This is a genomic window from Yersinia artesiana, assembly GCF_902726545.1.
GTDB classification, from domain to species: domain Bacteria; phylum Pseudomonadota; class Gammaproteobacteria; order Enterobacterales; family Enterobacteriaceae; genus Yersinia; species Yersinia artesiana.
On record NZ_CACVAD010000020.1, the window covers coordinates 20188 to 39451 of the forward strand.

Genomic DNA, 19264 nt, shown 5'->3' on the forward strand with positions numbered 1-19264 from the left:
GCGTTACAAGTCTTTGCGGACATAAGGTTCTATTTCACCTTCTTTGCGGGTTTTCAGCAATTTTAAAATCCAGGTGTATTGCTCTGGATTCGGCTTAACCAGCAGTTCAACTTCTTCATTCATACGGCGCGCAATATAAGCATCGTCTGCATCTGCCAAATCATCCATTGGTGGACGAATATAGATATCAAGGCGGTGTTCACGATAATTGTAGACAGGGAACATTGGAACGATCGCCGCACGGCAAACCTTCATCAACCGGCCTACTGCCGGTAGTGTGGCCTTATAAGTCGCGAAGAAATCAACAAACTCACTTTGCTCAGGGCCGTAGTCCTCATCGGGCAAGTAATACCCCCAGAATCCCTGACGCACGGAGCCGATAAAAGGCTTAATACCACTCTCACGCGCATGGATACGACCACCAAACCGCAAGCGCGCGCTGTTCCATAAATAATCGACGACCGGATTACGTTGATGATGGAACATACCCGCCACTGGCTTGCCTTGCTCAGCTAATAACATGGCTGGAATATCTATCGACCAGGCATGGGGCACCAACAAAATAACATTGCGCTCCTGTTGTTGCAGCCCGTCTAAAATATCCAGCCCATGCCAATGAACACGCGTCAGCACTTTCTTAGGATCGCGGAAACACAGTTCCGCCATCATCATTAAAGGTTGTGCTGCGGTCGCAAACATTTGATCAATAATATGTTCGCGCTCTGCTTCCGGCAGCTCTGGCATACAATAAAGCAGGTTAATGCGGGCCCGGCGACGGGCACTTTTAGCCAATTTACCGGCAAGACGCCCCACCCCGGCCAATAGCGGATCACGGAATTTCGGGGGGACATAAGCCATCGCGGCCATGGCCCCCGCACCTAACCACACTCCCCAAAAACGAGGATGTAGGAAGGATTTTTTGAATACCGGAATAAAACCAGCTGCGTCGTTTTTCTCTTTATGCATGGGGAACTCTTGGAATTGGCGGTGAGCTAATAATATAACGCTGGGTAGAACCGCGCCGGTAGCCCATCGCTACCGGCGGGCGATTAATCCAGTTGCAACTGCGGAATGACCTGTTTAGCAACAGCCAGATAGTCGCTGCGATCTTTACCACTCAACCCTTCTGAACGCGGTAACTTGGCGGTCAATGGGTTCACAGCTTGCTGGTTCATCCAAAATTCATAATGCAGATGCGGGCCAGTGGAACGGCCGGTGTTACCTGACAATGCGATGCGATCACCACGTTTCACTTTTTGACCGGGTTTCACCAGTAGCTTCTTCAAATGCATATAACGGGTGGTGTACTGACGGCCATGACGGATAGCAACATAATTCCCCGCCGCCCCACTGCGTTTAGCAATAACCACTTCACCATCACCCACTGCCAGCACCGGTGTGCCAACTGGCATTGCAAAATCCACCCCTTTGTGTGGTGCGATACGCCCTGTTACCGGGTTGATTCGACGCGGATTGAAGTTAGATGAAACACGGAATTGTTTCATAGTGGGGAAACGCATAAAACCACGCGCCAGGCCAGAACCCTGGCGGTCATAGAATTTACCGTCTTCGGCACGGATAGCGTAATAATCCTTACCACCTGAGCGCATACGCACCCCGACCAATTGACTTTGCTCACTGCGACCATCAAGTATTTCACGAGACATCAACACCGAGAACTGATCACCTTTGCGCAGCTTGGCGAAATCTAACTGCCATTGTAATGCTTTCGTCACCGCGCGAATCTCAGCAGCCGTCAAACCGGCCTTTCTGGCGCTGGTAACAAAACTACCATCAAGCCGACCAGTAAGAACGGTATTGGTCCAGTCGCCTTTCTGTAACTCTTTTGTTTCTTTGAAATTATTGCCTACGCGGTCATAGGTACGGGTTTCTCGACGAGAAACTTCCCAGGTCAGGCGCTGCAAATCACCGGTATCATTGACGGTCCAGGAGATTTGTTGCCCGATCTTCAGATTACGCAAATCGCGGTTTTGGGTTGCCAGCAGAGAAACATCGGAAATATCGATGCCATATTGAGTAAGAATGCTGCCAAGAGTATCCCCGGTTGAGACGACATACTCGTGGACACCAGTTTCACTGACATCTTTAGCATCTAATTCATCTTGTGGGATTTCATCATCAGGGGTCGGCTGATCAATGGGTTCACTGGCTTCAGGCAATAAAATACGAGTTTGGCTGGTATCTAATACCACGCTTTTGGCGATTGGCTCATGCTCCGGATGATAAACAAAAGGCCGCCAAACAGCGACGGCCAATGTCATTACAGTCAACGACCCCAGCATGATACGGTGGGGGCGTGGGAGATTGTTATACGCCAAGGTGATAGTTCGGACTATCTGCTGCACTTATGAGTATCCTTTTAATCTTACTTCAGGCAGCTCACGTATTGGTTCGACAACTGAGACATAAAGTTCACATAGCTGTCCTTGCCTAATACTATGCCACTCCCCAAAGGATCTAAGGTGCCTGAACGCACGTCTGTTCCTTTGGCGACAGCATTAATGACGGCCGGCCTGAATTGTGGCTCAGCAAAAACGCATACCGCTTTATGCTCAACCAACTGTGTTCGAATTTGATGTAAACGCTGCGCACCAGGTTGAATTTCAGGATTGACTGTAAAATGCCCTAACGGGCTCAAGCCAAAGTGTTTTTCAAAGTAGCCATAAGCATCATGAAAAACGAAATATCCTTTCCCTTGGGCAGGCTTTAGCATAGTAGCAATATTTTTTTCATTTTGCGCTAGTTGATCCTCGAATCGGCGCAGGTTTGCATCTAATTTGTCCTTATTTTGTGGCATAAGTTCCAATAATCTGTCGTGAATAGCAATTGCAGATTGTTTGGCGATGGTTGGGGACAACCAAATATGCATATTATATTCGCCGTGGTGATGCTCATCATGCTGATTATCTTTAGCATGATCATGGTCATGCCCATCGCCTTCCCCTTCATGTTCATCATTTTCGTTACCTTTCATCAATAAAGGCATGACTGAAGGTAACTGCGCCAGTGCTATCTGCTTATTATCAGCAACTTGAGTTAAAGGTTTCGATAAAAACGCTTCCATTTCTGGCCCAACCCAAATAACCAGGTCAGCGCTGCGTAACCGCTGGACATCTGATGGGCGCAGGGCATAATCGTGCGGTGATGCACCATCGGGCAGTAATACCTCTGTCGGCAATACGCCATCAGCAATGGCTGAGGCAATAAAACCCAGCGGTCGCACTGATGTAACGACCGCAGCAGAGGCAATATTAAATGGATTAGCCATTAATATGGCACTGGCCAACATTGCGCGCTTTAGCCATTTATTTTTGTGTAACATAATACGAATTCTCGACGTTTTGATGGGTTAAGCGTAATATTATAACATTCAATCGGTTCTGCAAACGTAATCATAATGTCCACACTGGTAACTCTAAATAAGATATCCGTCACTTTTGGTAGTCGGCGGGTGCTCAATGATATTTCCCTTTCGCTGCGTCCGGGAAGAATTCTTACTCTGCTTGGGCCAAATGGCGCGGGCAAATCAACCTTGGTGCGCGTGGTGTTAGGGCTGATTGCGCCCACCAGCGGCTCGATTATTCGTGATCCGGGTTTGCGCATCGGCTATGTGCCGCAAAAGCTCCATCTGGATACCACGTTGCCACTGACAGTGAGCCGTTTTATGCGGCTAAAACCCGGCGTCAAAAAAGCAGATATCTTGCCAGCACTTAAGCGGGTGCATGCTGCTCATCTATTAGATCAGCCGATGCAAAAACTCTCCGGTGGTGAGAACCAGCGGGTGCTATTAGCTCGCGCATTACTGAATCGCCCACAGTTGCTGGTGTTAGATGAACCAACGCAAGGTGTTGATGTTAATGGACAACTCGCGTTGTATGACTTGATTGAACAATTACGTCGAGAGCTCGGTTGTGCCGTCCTGATGGTGTCCCATGACCTACATTTAGTGATGGCTAAAACCGATGAAGTATTATGTCTCAACCAGCATATTTGCTGCTCCGGCGCGCCAGAGGTAGTCTCAACGCATCCTGAGTTTATCGCCATGTTTGGTCAGCGTGGCGCTGAGCAGTTAGCGGTTTATCGTCATCACCATAATCATCGTCATGATTTGCACGGAAAGATTATTTTGAAAAACAGTGGGAGCCGTGGCGCATGATTGAATTATTGTTACCCGGCTGGCTAGCCGGTGTGTTGTTGGCAACCGCGGCTGGCCCTCTGGGGTCATTTGTAGTCTGGCGGCGGATGTCCTATTTTGGCGATACCTTAGCGCATGCATCATTACTCGGTGTTGCATTCGGTTTACTGCTCAATGTAAATCCATTTTATGCAGTCATCGTGATGACCATGTTGCTGGCCCTGATTCTGGTGTGGTTGGAACGCCGTCCACAACTGGCCGTCGATACATTACTCGGGATTATGGCTCACAGCGCATTATCTTTGGGCTTAGTGGTGGTTAGCCTGATGCATAATGTGCGGGTCGACTTAATGGCTTATCTGTTTGGCGACCTGCTTTCAGTTACATTAAGTGATATCTGGTTGATAGCCGCAGGAGTGGTGGTGGTGCTCGGGATATTGTGCTGGCAATGGCGGGCGTTGCTATCAATGACTATCAGCCCGGAACTGGCTCATGTGGACGGTGTTAATTTAGAACGCGTCCGGATGCTGCTGATGCTGGTGACCGCACTGACTATTGGCTTGTCGATGAAGTTTGTTGGCGCACTGATTATTACATCCTTGCTGATCATTCCTGCCGCCGCCGCGCGCCGTTTTGCCCGCACGCCAGAACAGATGGCCGGTATTGCCATTGGTATTGGTATTGTTGCCGTGACCGGTGGCTTAACCTTCTCTGCTTTTTATGATACCCCGGCTGGCCCGTCAGTCGTGTTGTGTGCCGCAGTGATGTTTATCTTAAGCCTGTCGCAAAAAGCGCGCGGGTAATAATTGTTAAGTGGGGTTTTATTGATAAACCCCATGAGGTTAATGAAAAAGTGCTCGTAACGGTGAAAACAGGCAGATCGTAAAGACGCCGTAAACCCTTCCCTGGGGGTTCGAACCGCGCCATCCCTGGCGCGGACGCTTTACTCTTCTACCTGCCTTCACCTTGCAAGATCGAGTTATCAATGTTTGTCAGCAGTCTGGTGGGGTTTATATTAATAAACCCCATTCTTAACTCTTTCTCCTATTTGCCCATCACTTTCCATAACCATCAATTCTGTTTTTTATATTTTAATTAGTGAACCACAAATACAAGAAATAGGCAGTGTAATACCCTGCTTAGCATTCAAAACAATGAGCAATATATTGATTATGCAGATTCCTAATTTGGTGCTTTTGCTGCGTTGGTTATGGCACTACTTATCCCATGGCTTAACCGAATGATTAATACATCAACCACGAGAAAACCTTCGCCTGAGAATAGCGCGATCAGGACTGGCATCAGCGCAGCCCTGCATCAAAGAGGTTTACTCTTCGCGGGTGATACCAAAATGTTTATAAGCATGATTGGTAGCAATCCGCCCGCGCGGAGTACGCTGAATAAAACCTTGTTGGATTAAGTACGGCTCCAGAACATCTTCAATGGTTTCCCGCTCTTCACCAATTGCCGCGGCGAGGTTATCTAACCCCACCGGGCCACCCATAAACTTATCGATGACCGCCAGCAAAAGTTTTCGGTCCATAAAATCGAATCCTTCAGCATCAACATTCAGCATATCCAGCGCTTTCATCGCCACATCGCCATTGATAGCTCCATCGGCCCTCACCTCAGCGAAGTCACGCACCCGGCGTAACAAACGGTTGGTGATACGCGGTGTTCCTCTGGAGCGGCGTGCCAACTGGTGCGCGCCTTCTGGGGTCAATTCAAGCCCCAGACACTTGGCGCTGCGTGAAACAATATGTTCTAAATCAGCAACTTGATAGAACTCAAGCCGCTGTACAATACCAAAGCGGTCACGCAATGGAGAAGTCAGTGAACCGGCTCGCGTAGTCGCACCAATTAAGGTAAAAGGCGGTAGGTCGAGTTTGATGGAACGCGCAGCCGGGCCTTCGCCAATCATGATATCCAGTTGATAATCTTCCATTGCCGGGTAGAGAATTTCCTCTACCACTGGAGATAATCGGTGAATCTCATCAATAAACAACACATCATGTGGCTCAAGGTTAGTCAACATAGCGGCTAAATCACCCGCTTTTTCCAACACCGGGCCGGAAGTGGTGCGCAAATTAACCCCCATTTCATTAGCCACAATATTGGCCAATGTCGTTTTACCCAGACCTGGAGGGCCAAATATCAGCACATGATCCAACGCATCACCGCGCTGTTTTGCCGCCTGAATGAAGATTTCCATTTGCTCACGGACATGGGGTTGCCCGACATATTCAGCCAATAGTTTCGGGCGAATAGCCCTGTCAATACTCTCTTCATCACTGATAACACCCGCAGAGATCAGGCGGTCTGCTTCAATCATTATCTACCTCTACCTATAACGCAGCACGCAAAGCATCACGGATCAGGGTTTCACAATCGGCACCCGGTTTAGCTATTTTACTCACCAAACGGCTGGCTTCTTGCGGTTTATAGCCCAAAGCCACCAGCGCAGAAGCGGCTTCCGCTTCGATATCGGCATCTGAAATTTGTGACGAATTGCTGGCAGGCAATTGAATATCACCGGTATTGTTGAACAAGTCACCATTGAGGCCTTTAAAGCGGTCTTTCATTTCAACCACTAACCGCTCAGCGGTCTTCTTGCCGACCCCCGGTAATTTCACCAGAGTGGTGATATCTTCGCGTTCAACCGCAGCCACAAACTGCTGCGCTGACATGCCGGAAAGAATGGCCAGTGCCAGTTTTGGCCCCACACCATTCACTTTTATCAATTCACGAAACAGTGCTCGTTCCTGCTTATCATTAAAACCGTATAGCAGTTGAGCATCTTCGCGCACCACAAACTGAGTAAAGATAATGGCTTCCTGCCCCACGTCTGGCAGCTCATAAAAACAGGTCATAGGCAGTTGGACTTCATAACCAACACCGTTTGTTTCCAGCAGCACCAGGGGTGGCTGTTTTTCCAGAATGATACCTCTGAGGCGCCCTATCACGTTGACTCTCTCCTCGTTTACCCACATTCGGGTATAAACATAATGGCTGTTTATAGCATAAAAAAGGCTGGATGGATATCCAGCCTACAATAACAGTTAACCTGCTCGCATTAAAATACCCGTCAGCGAAGCCTCCCGCGCGCCAGCATCATTTGGTCATTGCCCAAACGCAGGGTATTTTGACTAAGATGGCAATGGGTTATGGCGATGGCAAGCGCATCTGCGGCATCAGCCTGAGGGTTCGCAGGAAGCTTCAACAGTGAGCGCACCATGTGCTGAACCTGGCTTTTTTCCGCCGCACCCGTGCCTACCACGGTCTGTTTAACCTGGCGAGCAGCATATTCGGAAACTGGCAAATTCAGGTTCACCGCCGCAACAATCGCCGCTCCTCGCGCCTGCCCCAGCTTTAAGGCCGAATCCGGGTTTTTCGCCATAAACACTTGTTCGATTGCAAAAAAATCGGGTTGGAACTGAGTGATAATTTCAGTGACACCTGCATAAATCAACTTCAGGCGAGTAGGCATATCATCAACGACAGTGCGGATGCAGCCACTGCCCAGATAGGTGAGCTGACGACCTTGTTGGCGAATTACGCCATAACCGGTGACACGAGAACCGGGGTCGATGCCTAATACGATCGCCATACCAGTTTATTCACCTTGTTCAGTGCTTCTAATGTCATGCACCGGCCACAAAATGTGGCCAGTATTTAGGGTATTAAAATAGAGCTAACTAGCAAAATAAACACTGAGTTACAGTGTTGCTGCCACTTCATCAGAGATTTCACCATTGTGATAAACCTCTTGTACATCATCTGAGTCTTCCAGCATATCAATCAGACGCAGCAGTTTTGGTGCAGTTTCAGCATCAAGTTCGGCTTTGGTTGATGGAATAAGAGAGACTTCAGCGCCTTCGGCAACCAGACCGGTAGCATCCAATGCATCTTTCACCGCGCCGAGAGATTCCCAGGCAGTAAACACATCAATAGCACCATCATCATAGACCACGATATCATCAGCACCCGCTTCCAGCGCTGCATCCATCACCGTATCTTCATCCAAACCCGGTGCGTAGGAGATAACACCTTTTTTGGTGAATAGATAAGAAACCGAACCATCAGTCCCCAAATTACCACCGGTTTTGGTAAATGCATGGCGAACTTCAGATACGGTACGGTTACGGTTATCACTTAAGCATTCAACCATTACGGCAGTGCCGCCTGGGCCATAGCCTTCGTAAATGATGGTTTCCATATTGTTATCTTCATCACCCCCCACACCACGGGCAATGGCGCGGTTCAGGGTGTCGCGTGTCATATTATTTGACAGCGCTTTATCGATAGCCGCACGTAACCGTGGGTTCGCACCAGGATCACCACCGCCCAGACGTGCAGCAGTCACCAATTCACGAATAATTTTAGTGAAAATCTTACCGCGCTTGGCATCCTGTGCCGCTTTGCGGTGTTTTGTGTTGGCCCATTTACTATGACCTGCCATAAATAAGTATCTCCAAAATAGCCTAATTAGACTGAATAAAGAACGTACTCTTCAATCGCTTGCTGATTGCTCCAGGACTTGGTTAATGCTGCGGCATCCGCAGCATCTAACCACTGGTAAGCAAGATGTTCGGTAATCTCAACATCCCGCTCTTCGGGTAACGCCAAACAGAACCAATGTTCTTTATTGCGCGTAACACCCGGCGCATAGCGACGGCGCAAATGCACAAAGAGTTCAAATTCCACACAGCGCTGGCAGTCGAACAGCTCCAGATTTTCACCCAGTATATCAATGCCGACTTCTTCCTTTACTTCGCGCTGGGCGGTTTCCAACGGCGTTTCATCACCTTCCAGACTGCCGGTGACCGACTGCCAAAAATCAGGATCATCACGCCGTTGTAACATCAACACCCGGCCACTGTTTCTGGCGTAGATCACCGCCAGTATGGATTCGGGCCGTTTATAATTCATTACTGATTCTCTTCTGCGGCGCTATCAGTGGCCCCTTTCTTCGCTACCACGCTGATAGACAGCTCTTGCAGTGAAGCAGGATTGGCAAAACTTGGCGCATCAGTCATCAGACAAGCCGCAGCCGTGGTTTTCGGGAAGGCAATAACATCACGAATGTTATCAGTGCCGGTCAACAGCATAACCAGACGATCCAAACCAAAAGCCAGGCCCGCATGTGGTGGAGTGCCGAATTTCAATGCATCCAGCAGGAAGCCAAACTTCTCACGCTGTTCTTCTTCATTGATACCCAGAATACCAAACACTTGTTGCTGCATTTCAGTGCGGTGAATACGCACTGAACCGCCACCCACTTCGTAGCCGTTAATCACCATATCGTAAGCATTGGCAATAGCGGTGGTCGGTGCCGCAGCCAATTGTTCCGGACTCATGTCTTTAGGCGCAGTGAACGGATGGTGCATAGCGGTTAAACCGCCTTCGCTATCGTCTTCAAACATCGGGAAGTCAACGACCCACAGCGGCGCCCATGAATCCAGTTTGGTCAATGCCAGGTCACGGCCGACTTTGAGACGCAATGCGCCCATGGCATCAGTCACCACTTTATAGCTGTCAGCACCAAAGAACAGAATATCGCCGCTTTCAGCCTGAGTGCGGGCCAGAATGGCTTCCAACACGTCCGCACTGAGGAACTTCGCGATTGGGCTTTGTACCCCCTCAAGACCTGCGGCACGGTCATTCACTTTCAACCATGCCAAACCTTTCGCGCCATAGATGCTGACAAATTGAGCGTATTCGTCAATTTGCTTACGCGTGACCTGTGCACCACCCGGTACCCGCAATGCTGCGACACGGCCTTTGGCATCATTGGCTGGGCCGGAGAAGACTTTAAACTCAACATCTTTAACTAAATCAGCGACATCGACCAATTCCATTGGGTTGCGCAGATCCGGCTTATCAGAACCATAGCGACGCATAGCTTCGGCAAAGGTCATCACCGGGAAATCACCGAGATCGACACCTTTGGTTTCCTGCCATAATTCACGCACCAATTTCTCCATCACTTCACGCACCTGATCGGCGGTCATGAAAGAGGTTTCAACATCGATCTGAGTAAATTCTGGCTGACGGTCAGCACGTAAATCTTCATCACGGAAGCATTTTACAATTTGATAGTAGCGATCAAAACCAGACATCATCAGCAGTTGTTTGAACAGCTGCGGAGACTGCGGCAGTGCATAGAACTTGCCTTTATGGACGCGGCTTGGCACCAGATAGTCACGCGCACCTTCCGGAGTCGCTTTGGTCAGCATCGGGGTTTCAATATCCAGGAAACCGTGGCTGTCCATAAAGCGGCGCACAAAGCTGGTAATTTTAGCGCGCGTTTTCAAACGATCAGCCATCTCAGGGCGACGCAAATCCAGATAGCGATATTTCAGGCGTTGTTCTTCGCTGTTGGTCTGATTAGAGTCCAGTGGCAACGGCTCAGAACGGTTAATGATATTCAGTGTATTGGCAAAGATTTCCACTTCACCGGTCGACATATCTTTATTGATTTGGCTATCAGGACGTGCACGCACAGTACCGGTAATCTGGATACAGAACTCATTACGCAGTTCAGAAGCTTGCTCGTAAGCGGCTTTATGATCGGGATCGAAGAATACCTGAACAATGCCTTCGCGGTCGCGCATATCAATAAAAATCAGGCCACCGAGATCACGACGACGGTTAACCCAACCACAAAGTGTCACTTCCTGGCCAACATGGGACAGATTCAACTGCCCACAATACTCAGTACGCATACAATATCCTTTTACTCAGCCGATGCCGCACGCGTTATGCACTGTCCGTGCGGCTATTTTCTGATTAGCTCTTATGAGCCTCAGCTACTACTGTCTGGTTTACTCTTATTATCTGGTTTGCTGTTACTGCCCGGCTTGAAATCTGTCGCATACCAACCGGTGCCTTTCAATTGAAAGCCGGCCGCAGAGATAAGTTTCGCTAACGCGGGCTGATGACACGCAGGACATTGAGTCAGTGGCGCGTCGGAAAATTTCTGCAATTTCTCTAATCGATGGTTGCAAGCGCTACACGCATATTCGTATATAGGCATATATGTATAGGTATTTTGGATTAAAGAGTGTTGAAAAAAGGGGGTCATTATAAAGGAAATTCGTGGCGTAGATAAGAGCGAACGCACAGCTCAGGCACGACAAAACCTCTTTCAGTGCTGTTTTAACACATCATTTAACAAAATTATCTCCTCACAAGGACGTCCCGATAACATATGTTGGCATAAACTGGTCAGCAGATTAAGTCTACCGTCCAGAATTTCTCCAATCATATCGAGGTATAACACCATGAAACTTGATGCAAAAACCACCGCATTGGTGCTGATTGATTTGCAACAGGGGATTTTACCCTTTGCCAAAGCCCCTTACAGTGCAGAACAGGTCGTCGCGACCAATGCAGGCCTGGCAGAACGCTTTCGTAAGCTCGGTGCGCCTGTGGTTTTCGTGCGCGTGGGTTGGTCAGATTCATTTGCTGAGGCGCTGAAACAACCGGTCGATCAACCCAGTCCAAGTCCGGCCGGTGGTTTACCTGAGTCATGGTGGACTTTCCCGTCAGAGCTTGCAGTTACAGATAGCGATATCAAAGTGATAAAACACCAGTGGGGGGCGTTTTACGGTACCGATTTAGATTTACAACTGCGTCGCCGCGGGATCAAAACCATCGTGCTGGCGGGAATTGCCACCAATATTGGTGTTGAATCCACCGCCCGCGCCGCCTGGGAGCACGGTTATGAGTTAGTGATTGCAGAAGATGGTTGCAGTACTGCCAGCAGCGAAATGCAGCAATTCGCAATGAAAAATATCTTCCCGCGTATCTCTCGCGTACGTAGCAGCACCGAGATCCTTGCAGCCCTGAGCGCGTAACGTTATAAGCTTATCTCCGCTAACAACGCAGCAGCGCCAAGTAAGAAGGGTTTCCCCAAATTAATTGGTGTTACAGCTAGGCAGCAAATGGATAAATCCCGATGAGTCTATTTATTTTAACGTCAACGGGCAGTCAGTGATTCGGGTGCGTGAATACAGCTAACAACGCGGCAGCGCCAAGTAAGAAGGGTAAAAAATGTATATAGGACTGCCGCAATGGCAACACCCAACCTGGAACCGCCTGGGTATCAAGGACTTGGCTGATTACAGTCGCTACTTTAATTGCGTTGAAGGAAATACTACTTTTTATGCTCTGCCACGGCTGGAAATAGTACAACGCTGGCGCGATATGACGCCAGATAGCTTCCGCTTTTGTTTTAAATTCCCGGCTACCATTAGCCATCAAGCGGCCCTGCGTGACTGTGATAAAGATTTGCAGGCTTTTTATCAATGTCTGTCCCCGCTGCACGACCGGATTGGACAATTGTGGTTACAGCTACCCGCCGCTTTCGGGCCAAATGAACTCAATCGTTTATGGCAATTTATCGACAGATTGCCAGCGGGTTTCCATTATGGCGTGGAAGTGCGTCACCCAGAATTTTTTGCCAAAGGTGATGCCGAACGCGCGCTCAATCAGGGCTTACACCAGCGAGCAATCAATCGAGTGATGCTTGATAGCCGCCCTATTCATGCAGCAAAGCCTCTCACTGAAGCAGTTCGTGACGCGCAAAGTAAAAAACCGCGCCTTCCTGTGCATGCGATCGTCACCGGCAGTCAACCGTTGGTACGCTTTATTGGTGGTGACCAATTGGAGGATAACCTGGCATTATTCTCGCCCTGGCTGCAAAAACTGCCAGTGTGGGAACAACAGTATCAACCCTATGTCTTCATTCACACACCAGATAACAGCGACTCCCCCCAGCAGGCGCAAAAGATTTGGCAACAATTAGCCACCGTGATGACCACCTTACCCCCAGCCCCTGATTGGCCGGAACAAGATACGCTGTTTTAACCCCGCCTGTGCACTTTTTAGCCGAACACATCACTACCTACAGGGCATGTTTATCCCTGTCTTACAAGTTCATCATTCCAAACACTAAACCGAGCATCAAGAAATGTGATTCCTGCCATTTTTCTAGCGACAGTAACACAGTAGGCGGTTATCATTATCTGGCCAGTCTATGGTTGGGCAATGGAGTTAAAAATGGTTAGCTCGCTTTATGTGGTGTTGGGCGCACTGTTATTGATCAAGCTTTCATTTGATGTGGTTAAATTGAGAAATCAGTACCGAGTCGCTTATGGCGACGGTGGTTTTTATGAATTACAAACCGCCATCCGCGTACATGGCAACGCCGTAGAATATATTCCTATTGCTGTCATTTTGCTCATTATGATGGAAATGAACGGTGCTGAGACATGGATGATTCACATTTGTGGATTAATGCTGATAGTTGGCCGCCTGCTACATTATTATGGTTTACGCCATCGCGAAATTCGCTGGCGCCGCTCCGGGATGAGCGCCACCTATGTTTCGTTGGTTTTGATGATTATTGCTAATATTTACTATCTGCCTTGGGATCAGATTTTCAGTCTGACCTAATAGGCCTGTTCGGATTGTTGCTCGGTTCCAAAACGGAACACGGTTAGTTCGGGCGGCGAATAGCCGCCTTCATGCTCACCCTCACCTATCTACTATCCACTCGCGCTTTATCGCGCTCATCTGTTATGTTTTCTGTTATAATATGCGCCTTTAATTTCTTGTTCATTTCTTACTTAATGCCAATGACAGTCATGCCAAAACGCGACACGCAATCTCTACACGATACGCAGCAGCAGTCTGGGCCAGCAGCGCCACAGCGTGATAGCCTGTTTGCTGCCCCTATTGCCCAGTTAGGTGACTGGACTTTCGACGAAAAAGTCGCTGAAGTCTTCCCTGACATGATTCAGCGATCGGTGCCCGGTTACTCCAACATCATCTCGATGATTGGCATGCTGGCAGAGCGTTTTGTGCAACCTAATAGCCAGATTTACGATCTGGGCTGTTCGCTCGGTGCAGCAACACTGTCAATGCGCCGTAATATCAAAGCCGCAGGCTGTAAGATCATTGCCGTGGATAACTCACCGGCAATGGTTGAGCGCTGCCGCCGTCATATCGATGCCTTCCGGGCAGAAACGCCAGTGGACGTGGTGGAGTCCGATATTCTGGATATCCAGCTTGAGAATGCCTCAATGGTGGTGCTGAATTTCACGCTGCAATTCCTTGAGCCAGCGGATCGCCAGCGGCTACTCAATCAGGTATACCAAGGGCTACGCCCAGGTGGTGCTTTGGTGCTATCAGAAAAGTTCAACTTTGAAGATAATGATATTGGCGAGTTACTGTTCAATATGCACCATGATTTTAAGCGTGCGAATGGTTACAGCGAGCTGGAAATTAGCCAGAAACGCAGCATGCTGGAGAATGTCATGCTGACGGATTCGGTTGAAACCCATAAAAAGCGTCTGCATCAGGCCGGTTTCGAACACGCAGAAGTGTGGTTCCAATGTTTTAATTTTGGTTCGTTAATTGCCCTGAAAGCGGGAGAGGCTCAATGATTGAATTTGGCGATTTTTACCGGCTGATTGCCAAAGGCCCGCTAAGCCCATGGCTAGACACCCTGCCCGCCCAGCTCAGTGCCTGGCAGCGCGAATCATTACACGGTAAGTTTAAAACCTGGTTTAACGCCGTTGAGCACTTGCCGCAACTCACACCAACCTCGCTGGATTTACGCGAGGGTGTGCGAGCAGAGATGTCCCCACCGATATCAGCAGGGCAACGTGAAGGGATGGAAAACATGTTGCGCGCCTTGATGCCGTGGCGCAAAGGCCCCTTCTCTTTGTACGGGTTAGATATTGACACCGAATGGCGTTCTGACTGGAAATGGCAGCGCGTTTTGCCGCACATCAGCCCACTAGCAGGTCGCACTATTCTAGATGTCGGCTGTGGCAGCGGATATCACTTATGGCGCATGCTTGGCGAAGGTGCTCACCTGGCGGTGGGAATCGACCCGATGCAGCTATTTTTATGCCAGTTTGAAGCTATTCGTAAACTGCTGGGGGGTGACCAGCGCGCCCATGTATTGCCACTGGGTATTGAGCAACTGCCGGAACTGGCGGCGTTTGATACCGTATTCTCAATGGGCGTGCTGTATCATCGCCGCTCACCGTTGGATCACCTCTATCAACTCAAAAATCAGTTGGTTAATGAGGGTGAGCTGGTGCTTGAGACGTTAGTGGTCGAAGGTGATAGCCAGCAGGTATTAGTGCCCGGTGATCGCTATGCTCAGATGCGGAATGTGTACTTTATTCCATCGGCTCCAGCCCTGAAATCCTGGCTGGAAAAATGCGGGTTTGTCGATGTTAAAATCGCCGATATGGCCGTGACCACCACCGATGAGCAACGCCGCACCGATTGGATGACCAGCGAGTCATTAGCTGAATTCCTTGATCCGAACGATCCTACTAAAACAGTTGAAGGCTATCCGGCCCCACTCAGAGCGGTGCTCATCGCCCGTAAACCATAAAAAAACCCCGGTCTGATTGGCCGGGGTATTGACAACTTTATTACTGCAAATGCGTAAAATCTAAGCAGATTGCGGTAACGGTGCGCCCATCACCAATAAACTTTTCATCGCTTCAACCACTTCACCGTCTACACAATAATGAGCAAACTCATCGACATCACTGTCAGCGCACATGGTTACACCCGCTTTGCGGTATTTCATGGTTGACGGCACAGTTCGGCCGGCAGAACTGTGGAGTTCGCGGATACCGGCATCAATAAATTTCTGCATATTAGTGAGACGAACCCCCGCCCCGGCCATGATAATCGGCCCTTGGCCCTGAGTTGCTGCAACCAAATCTTTCAATAATGCCAATCCCAGCTCAGCATTTTGCTGCTGACCTGAGGTTAAAATGCGCGCCACATTCAGATCCGCTAACTGCTGTAAAGCAATCATCGGGTTCTGACACATATCAAATGCCCGATGGAATGTGACCGCCAATGAGCCACTAACGGACATGATTTCTCGCATCCGGCGCATATCAATGTGACCATCATTATCTAATACGCCCACGACCACTCCGGCAAATCCCATATCACGGATTCTGGCAATATCATTCTTAATGATAGCGAAATCATTGTCGCTGTAGCAAAAATCACCCCCGCGCGGGCGGACAATCGGGTGAACGGGAATGCGTACCGTTTCCCTGGCTTGCATCAGTGCACCGATACTCGGCGTTAATCCTCCTTCGGACTGACCGCAGCATAATTCAATCCGGTCGGCTCCTGCCTTTTCTGCTATTTGCGCACAATCCACGCTATAGCAACAAATTTCCAATTTAGTCATTCTCTCCCCCGTTTGACGGATGCCACTGCGGCAGTAATACCCTATGACTTCTCAGCATATAAATATCGGCTTAATAGTTAATCGACTGAATAAATAAAAGGCTAAATAATGTCTCATACTAAAAAAGCGTTAATCAAGCATACTGAAGCATTCACTATGGCACTCATTTTGAATTAATGAGTAGACGTCAGTCACAGTGATAACCATAAGTGATAGTCGATATTGAAATAAATAACCCATATACGTTAGACATTGCGCTCGCTATTTACAATTTGTCGCAAAGTATAAGGATGAAACTTGATGGTTATCTCACCATCACTCACCGCCAATGTCGGATTAGCTAAGCGCTCATGCTCACCTTGCGGAGAACTAAACTTAGTCGTAACCCCCTCTGGCAGGATCGCGGGTAATAAGGCGTGAGCGCGCTGCATCAAGGTTTGTGGGTCACCCGGTAACACCAGTTCAACATGCTCCCACCCTTCATGTGGATAATATTTTTTCCCCGGATAAGGCAACTCAACACAATCTATTTGCCATGGCCCAACGGCCAGTGGTGGTGTTAAATCGAACAAGCAAATTGACCGGCCATTAATTTGTGTTTCGGACATCAAATGGCCACATTGTTGTAAACCATTGCGCCAACGTTGTGCCGTTTCTGTTTGATGACAGCGCAATGAAATATGGTCAGCACTGAATTGCGTCAAATCCAGCTTTAATTTAGCCGCGAAAACAAGCAGCTTTTGCTCAAAAGTGGGCAAGTCGGTGAATAAGTCCGATAATTCGACGATATCTTTCAGGCTGCTCATTTTATTCTCCTGTTAAACTGTTATTTCCGGCATTGAAGCGACCATAATCTACAGTTATTAGTTCTAATCAGCCATATCTAATCTATACACTCAATGATCCGTTGTTCCATTTGCGACAGTAACCACTGGCCCGATGCTGACGTCAGGGGCCAAATATGGTATAAATCCTGCCATCTTGTGACTCACGCTCTGCCAAACCTTCCCGCTGCTGGCGTGATAGGTTTTTTGGCCCCGTTTGAATTAACTGGCACAGCAATGCTCGTGTGCGTCATTAATATGTTTTTTGTGCGTAATTAAGGTAACCCGGTGAATATTCAGGCTCTTCTCTCAGATAAAGTCAGCCAGGCGCTGATTGCAGCAGGTGCTCCAGCAGGCAGCGAACCTCAGGTTCGTCAATCTGCCAAAGCGCAATTTGGCGATTATCAAGCTAACGGTGTGATGGCCGTTGCCAAAAAACTTGGCATGCAGCCCCGACAACTGGCAGAAAAAGTCATTGAACTGCTCGATCTTGACGGTATTGCCAGCAAAGTCGAAATTGCCGGCCCCGGCTTTATCAATATCTTCCTTGATCGCCAATGGGTTGCCAGCAAAGTAGAAGAGGCACTGAAGGCCCCTAAACTGGGCGTTCAACCGGTTGAGCCACAAACTATTGTGGTTGACTACTCTGCGCCGAATGTGGCTAAACAGATGCATGTTGGTCACTTGCGTTCAACCATCATCGGTGATGCTGCGGTACGAACTTTAGAGTTCCTGGGGCACAATGTTATTCGTGCCAACCACGTCGGCGACTGGGGCACCCAGTTCGGTATGCTGATTGCTTATCTGGAAAAAATGCAAAACGAAAATGCCAGCGATATGGGCTTATCGGATTTGGAGCTTTTCTATCAGCAAGCCAAGAAAACTTATGATGAAGATGAAGAATTTGCCAAACGTGCCCGCGCTTATGTGGTGAAACTGCAAAGCGGTGACGAATATTGCCGTCAGATGTGGCGTAAATTGGTAGATATCACCATGGCGCAAAACCAGATTGCTTACGATCGCCTGAATGTCACCCTGACCAAAGATGATGTGATGGGTGAAAGTCTGTATAACGCCATGTTGCCCGGCATTGTCGCTGATCTGAAAGCCAAAGGGCTGGCAGTGGAAAGCGAAGGCGCAACTGTTGTCTATCTGGATGAATACAAAAATAAAGATGGCGAACCTATGGGCGTCATTATCCAGAAAAAGGATGGCGGTTATCTCTACACCACCACCGACATCGCCTGTGCCAAATACCGTTACGAAACACTGGGTGCTGACCGCGTGTTGTATTACATCGATAGCCGTCAGCACCAGCATCTGATGCAAGCCTGGACTATCGTGCGTAAAGCGGGTTATGTGCCAGAATCTGTGCCATTAGAACATCATATGTTTGGCATGATGCTGGGCAAAGATGGCAAACCATTTAAAACCCGCTCCGGCGGTACAGTCAAACTTTCCGATTTGCTGGATGAAGCCATCGAGCGTGCGGGTAAACTGATTGCCGAGAAAAACCCGGATATGCCTGCGGATGAACTCAAGCAAGTGGTTGAAGCTGTGGGTATTGGTGCCGTGAAGTATGCCGACCTGTCAAAAAGCCGCACCACTGACTATATCTTTGACTGGGATAACATGCTGGCACTGGATGGCAATACTGCACCTTACATGCAATATGCCTATACCCGTGTGGTTTCAGTATTTAAGCGCGCTGGTGTTGATGAAAGCAGCCTGACCTTGCCGTTAGTGATTACAGAAGACCGCGAAGCTGCGCTAGCGACTCGCTTGTTGCAGTTTGAAGAGGTCATCACTACCGTGGCCCGTGAAGGGACACCGCATGTGATGTGTTCTTATCTGTATGACCTGGCCGGTTTGTTCTCCAGCTTCTACGAGCATTGCCAAATTTTGAATGCTGATAGCGAAGAGAGCCGTCAGAGTCGCCTGAAACTGTCCATGCTAACAGCAAAAACCCTGAAACAAGGGCTAGATACCTTAGGTATTCAAACGGTTGAACGGATGTAATTTGTTATTGCGTTAAAACAC

At 48.8% G+C, this 19264-nt stretch carries 20 protein-coding genes; 8 read left to right on the forward strand and 12 right to left on the reverse strand.

Annotated elements, in window-relative coordinates:
- Positions 1-3: 3 nt before the first annotated feature.
- The 3 genes from lpxM to znuA form a co-directional block, all read right to left on the reverse strand.
- Positions 4-966, reverse strand: a complete 963-nt coding sequence (gene lpxM, locus HU019_RS08570; protein ID WP_174849395.1) for a lauroyl-Kdo(2)-lipid IV(A) myristoyltransferase — start codon at positions 964-966, stop codon at positions 4-6.
- A gap of 83 nt (positions 967-1049) precedes the next feature.
- Entirely contained in the window at positions 1050-2366 is a 1317-nt protein-coding gene (gene mepM / locus HU019_RS08575) for a murein DD-endopeptidase MepM (RefSeq protein ID WP_174849394.1), read from the reverse strand.
- 20 nt (positions 2367-2386) lie between these two features.
- Positions 2387-3343 carry a zinc ABC transporter substrate-binding protein ZnuA gene (znuA, locus tag HU019_RS08580; protein ID WP_174849393.1) on the reverse strand — a complete coding sequence of 319 codons (957 nt, stop codon included), beginning with the start codon at positions 3341-3343 and terminating at the stop codon, positions 2387-2389.
- A 75-nt stretch (positions 3344-3418) separates the two neighbouring features.
- Here znuA and znuC point away from each other — a divergent pair, with 75 nt between their 5' ends.
- Together znuC and znuB are read left to right on the forward strand one after the other, a co-directional pair.
- Entirely contained in the window at positions 3419-4177 is a 759-nt protein-coding gene (gene znuC, locus HU019_RS08585; RefSeq protein ID WP_174849392.1) for a zinc ABC transporter ATP-binding protein ZnuC, read from the forward strand.
- Complete coding sequence (gene znuB / locus HU019_RS08590; protein ID WP_019079627.1) at positions 4174-4959, forward strand: zinc ABC transporter permease subunit ZnuB; 786 nt, start codon at positions 4174-4176, stop codon at positions 4957-4959. Before znuC ends, znuB begins: the two co-directional genes overlap by 4 nt.
- Positions 4960-5483: 524 nt before the next feature.
- On the opposite strand, the gene ruvB is transcribed toward znuB, so the two are convergent.
- The 7 genes from ruvB to HU019_RS08625 all read right to left on the reverse strand — a co-directional run bounded on the left by ruvB (position 5484) and on the right by HU019_RS08625 (position 11240).
- A complete protein-coding gene (gene ruvB, locus HU019_RS08595; protein WP_005163065.1) occupies positions 5484-6488 on the reverse strand; it encodes a Holliday junction branch migration DNA helicase RuvB in 1005 nt (334 codons plus the stop codon).
- Positions 6489-6501: 13 nt separating this feature from the next.
- Positions 6502-7119, reverse strand: coding sequence for a Holliday junction branch migration protein RuvA (gene ruvA, locus HU019_RS08600; protein ID WP_174849391.1), 618 nt, complete (start codon positions 7117-7119; stop codon positions 6502-6504).
- Between the two features lie 122 nt (positions 7120-7241).
- Positions 7242-7763, reverse strand: coding sequence for a crossover junction endodeoxyribonuclease RuvC (gene ruvC / locus HU019_RS08605; protein ID WP_174849390.1), 522 nt, complete (start codon positions 7761-7763; stop codon positions 7242-7244).
- 108 nt (positions 7764-7871) lie between these two features.
- Positions 7872-8615, reverse strand: a complete 744-nt coding sequence (locus tag HU019_RS08610) for a YebC/PmpR family DNA-binding transcriptional regulator (RefSeq protein ID WP_174849389.1) — start codon at positions 8613-8615, stop codon at positions 7872-7874.
- 26 nt (positions 8616-8641) lie between these two features.
- Positions 8642-9085 (reverse strand): dihydroneopterin triphosphate diphosphatase, encoded by a 444-nt coding sequence (gene nudB, locus HU019_RS08615; RefSeq protein ID WP_174849388.1) that lies wholly within the window; start codon positions 9083-9085, stop codon positions 8642-8644.
- The gene (aspS, locus tag HU019_RS08620; RefSeq protein ID WP_174849387.1) at positions 9085-10881 is read right to left on the reverse strand and encodes an aspartate--tRNA ligase; all 1797 of its coding nucleotides are present in this window, start codon (positions 10879-10881) and stop codon (positions 9085-9087) included. The genes nudB and aspS overlap by 1 nt, the downstream gene beginning before the upstream one ends.
- Positions 10882-10961: 80 nt before the next feature.
- Positions 10962-11240 (reverse strand): FmdB family zinc ribbon protein, encoded by a 279-nt coding sequence (locus HU019_RS08625; RefSeq protein ID WP_320407046.1) that lies wholly within the window; start codon positions 11238-11240, stop codon positions 10962-10964.
- 199 nt (positions 11241-11439) lie between these two features.
- On the opposite strand from HU019_RS08625, the gene HU019_RS08630 reads away from it, so the two are divergent.
- The 5 genes from HU019_RS08630 to cmoB all read left to right on the forward strand — a co-directional run bounded on the left by HU019_RS08630 (position 11440) and on the right by cmoB (position 15575).
- Positions 11440-12015, forward strand: a complete 576-nt coding sequence (locus tag HU019_RS08630) for a hydrolase (protein WP_174849386.1) — start codon at positions 11440-11442, stop codon at positions 12013-12015.
- 196 nt (positions 12016-12211) lie between these two features.
- Positions 12212-13027, forward strand: coding sequence for a DUF72 domain-containing protein (locus HU019_RS08635; RefSeq protein ID WP_174849385.1), 816 nt, complete (start codon positions 12212-12214; stop codon positions 13025-13027).
- A gap of 192 nt (positions 13028-13219) precedes the next feature.
- Entirely contained in the window at positions 13220-13615 is a 396-nt protein-coding gene (locus HU019_RS08640; protein WP_025378080.1) for an MAPEG family protein, read from the forward strand.
- 191 nt (positions 13616-13806) lie between these two features.
- Positions 13807-14607: a carboxy-S-adenosyl-L-methionine synthase CmoA gene (gene cmoA / locus HU019_RS08645; protein ID WP_174849384.1), complete on the forward strand. Its 801-nt coding sequence runs from the start codon at positions 13807-13809 to the stop codon at positions 14605-14607.
- Positions 14604-15575 (forward strand): tRNA 5-methoxyuridine(34)/uridine 5-oxyacetic acid(34) synthase CmoB, encoded by a 972-nt coding sequence (cmoB, locus tag HU019_RS08650; RefSeq protein WP_174849383.1) that lies wholly within the window; start codon positions 14604-14606, stop codon positions 15573-15575. Before cmoA ends, cmoB begins: the two co-directional genes overlap by 4 nt.
- 60 nt (positions 15576-15635) lie before the next feature.
- Here the strand turns inward: cmoB and cutC are convergent, their stop codons facing one another.
- Both cutC and HU019_RS08660 read right to left on the reverse strand, forming a co-directional pair.
- Positions 15636-16400 (reverse strand): copper homeostasis protein CutC, encoded by a 765-nt coding sequence (cutC, locus tag HU019_RS08655; RefSeq protein WP_174849382.1) that lies wholly within the window; start codon positions 16398-16400, stop codon positions 15636-15638.
- Between the two features lie 245 nt (positions 16401-16645).
- On the reverse strand, positions 16646-17206 hold the full coding sequence (locus HU019_RS08660; protein ID WP_174849381.1) for a VOC family protein: 561 nt from the start codon (positions 17204-17206) through the stop codon (positions 16646-16648).
- A gap of 306 nt (positions 17207-17512) precedes the next feature.
- Between HU019_RS08660 and argS the strand changes: the two genes are divergently transcribed.
- Positions 17513-19243 carry an arginine--tRNA ligase gene (gene argS / locus HU019_RS08665; RefSeq protein WP_174849380.1) on the forward strand — a complete coding sequence of 577 codons (1731 nt, stop codon included), beginning with the start codon at positions 17513-17515 and terminating at the stop codon, positions 19241-19243.
- Positions 19244-19264: the final 21 nt, after the last annotated feature.

Excerpts from the sequence above, each read along its gene's own strand:
- znuB (WP_019079627.1), top strand. The coding sequence starts at position 4,174 with ATGATTGAATTATTGTTACCCGGCTGGCTAGCCGGTGTGTTGTTGGCA.
- cutC (WP_174849382.1), bottom strand. The coding sequence starts at position 16,400 with ATGACTAAATTGGAAATTTGTTGCTATAGCGTGGATTGTGCGCAAATA.
- HU019_RS08635 (WP_174849385.1), top strand. The coding sequence starts at position 12,212 with ATGTATATAGGACTGCCGCAATGGCAACACCCAACCTGGAACCGCCTG.
- cmoA (WP_174849384.1), top strand. The coding sequence starts at position 13,807 with ATGCCAAAACGCGACACGCAATCTCTACACGATACGCAGCAGCAGTCT.
- HU019_RS08660 (WP_174849381.1), bottom strand. The coding sequence starts at position 17,206 with ATGAGCAGCCTGAAAGATATCGTCGAATTATCGGACTTATTCACCGAC.
- nudB (WP_174849388.1), bottom strand. The coding sequence starts at position 9,085 with ATGAATTATAAACGGCCCGAATCCATACTGGCGGTGATCTACGCCAGA.
- znuA (WP_174849393.1), bottom strand. The coding sequence starts at position 3,343 with ATGTTACACAAAAATAAATGGCTAAAGCGCGCAATGTTGGCCAGTGCC.
- HU019_RS08610 (WP_174849389.1), bottom strand. The coding sequence starts at position 8,615 with ATGGCAGGTCATAGTAAATGGGCCAACACAAAACACCGCAAAGCGGCA.
- aspS (WP_174849387.1), bottom strand. The coding sequence starts at position 10,881 with ATGCGTACTGAGTATTGTGGGCAGTTGAATCTGTCCCATGTTGGCCAG.
- znuC (WP_174849392.1), top strand. The coding sequence starts at position 3,419 with ATGTCCACACTGGTAACTCTAAATAAGATATCCGTCACTTTTGGTAGT.
- HU019_RS08625 (WP_320407046.1), bottom strand. The coding sequence starts at position 11,240 with ATGACCCCCTTTTTTCAACACTCTTTAATCCAAAATACCTATACATAT.
- HU019_RS08640 (WP_025378080.1), top strand. The coding sequence starts at position 13,220 with ATGGTTAGCTCGCTTTATGTGGTGTTGGGCGCACTGTTATTGATCAAG.
- lpxM (WP_174849395.1), bottom strand. The coding sequence starts at position 966 with ATGCATAAAGAGAAAAACGACGCAGCTGGTTTTATTCCGGTATTCAAA.
- ruvB (WP_005163065.1), bottom strand. The coding sequence starts at position 6,488 with ATGATTGAAGCAGACCGCCTGATCTCTGCGGGTGTTATCAGTGATGAA.
- ruvC (WP_174849390.1), bottom strand. The coding sequence starts at position 7,763 with ATGGCGATCGTATTAGGCATCGACCCCGGTTCTCGTGTCACCGGTTAT.
- cmoB (WP_174849383.1), top strand. The coding sequence starts at position 14,604 with ATGATTGAATTTGGCGATTTTTACCGGCTGATTGCCAAAGGCCCGCTA.
- HU019_RS08630 (WP_174849386.1), top strand. The coding sequence starts at position 11,440 with ATGAAACTTGATGCAAAAACCACCGCATTGGTGCTGATTGATTTGCAA.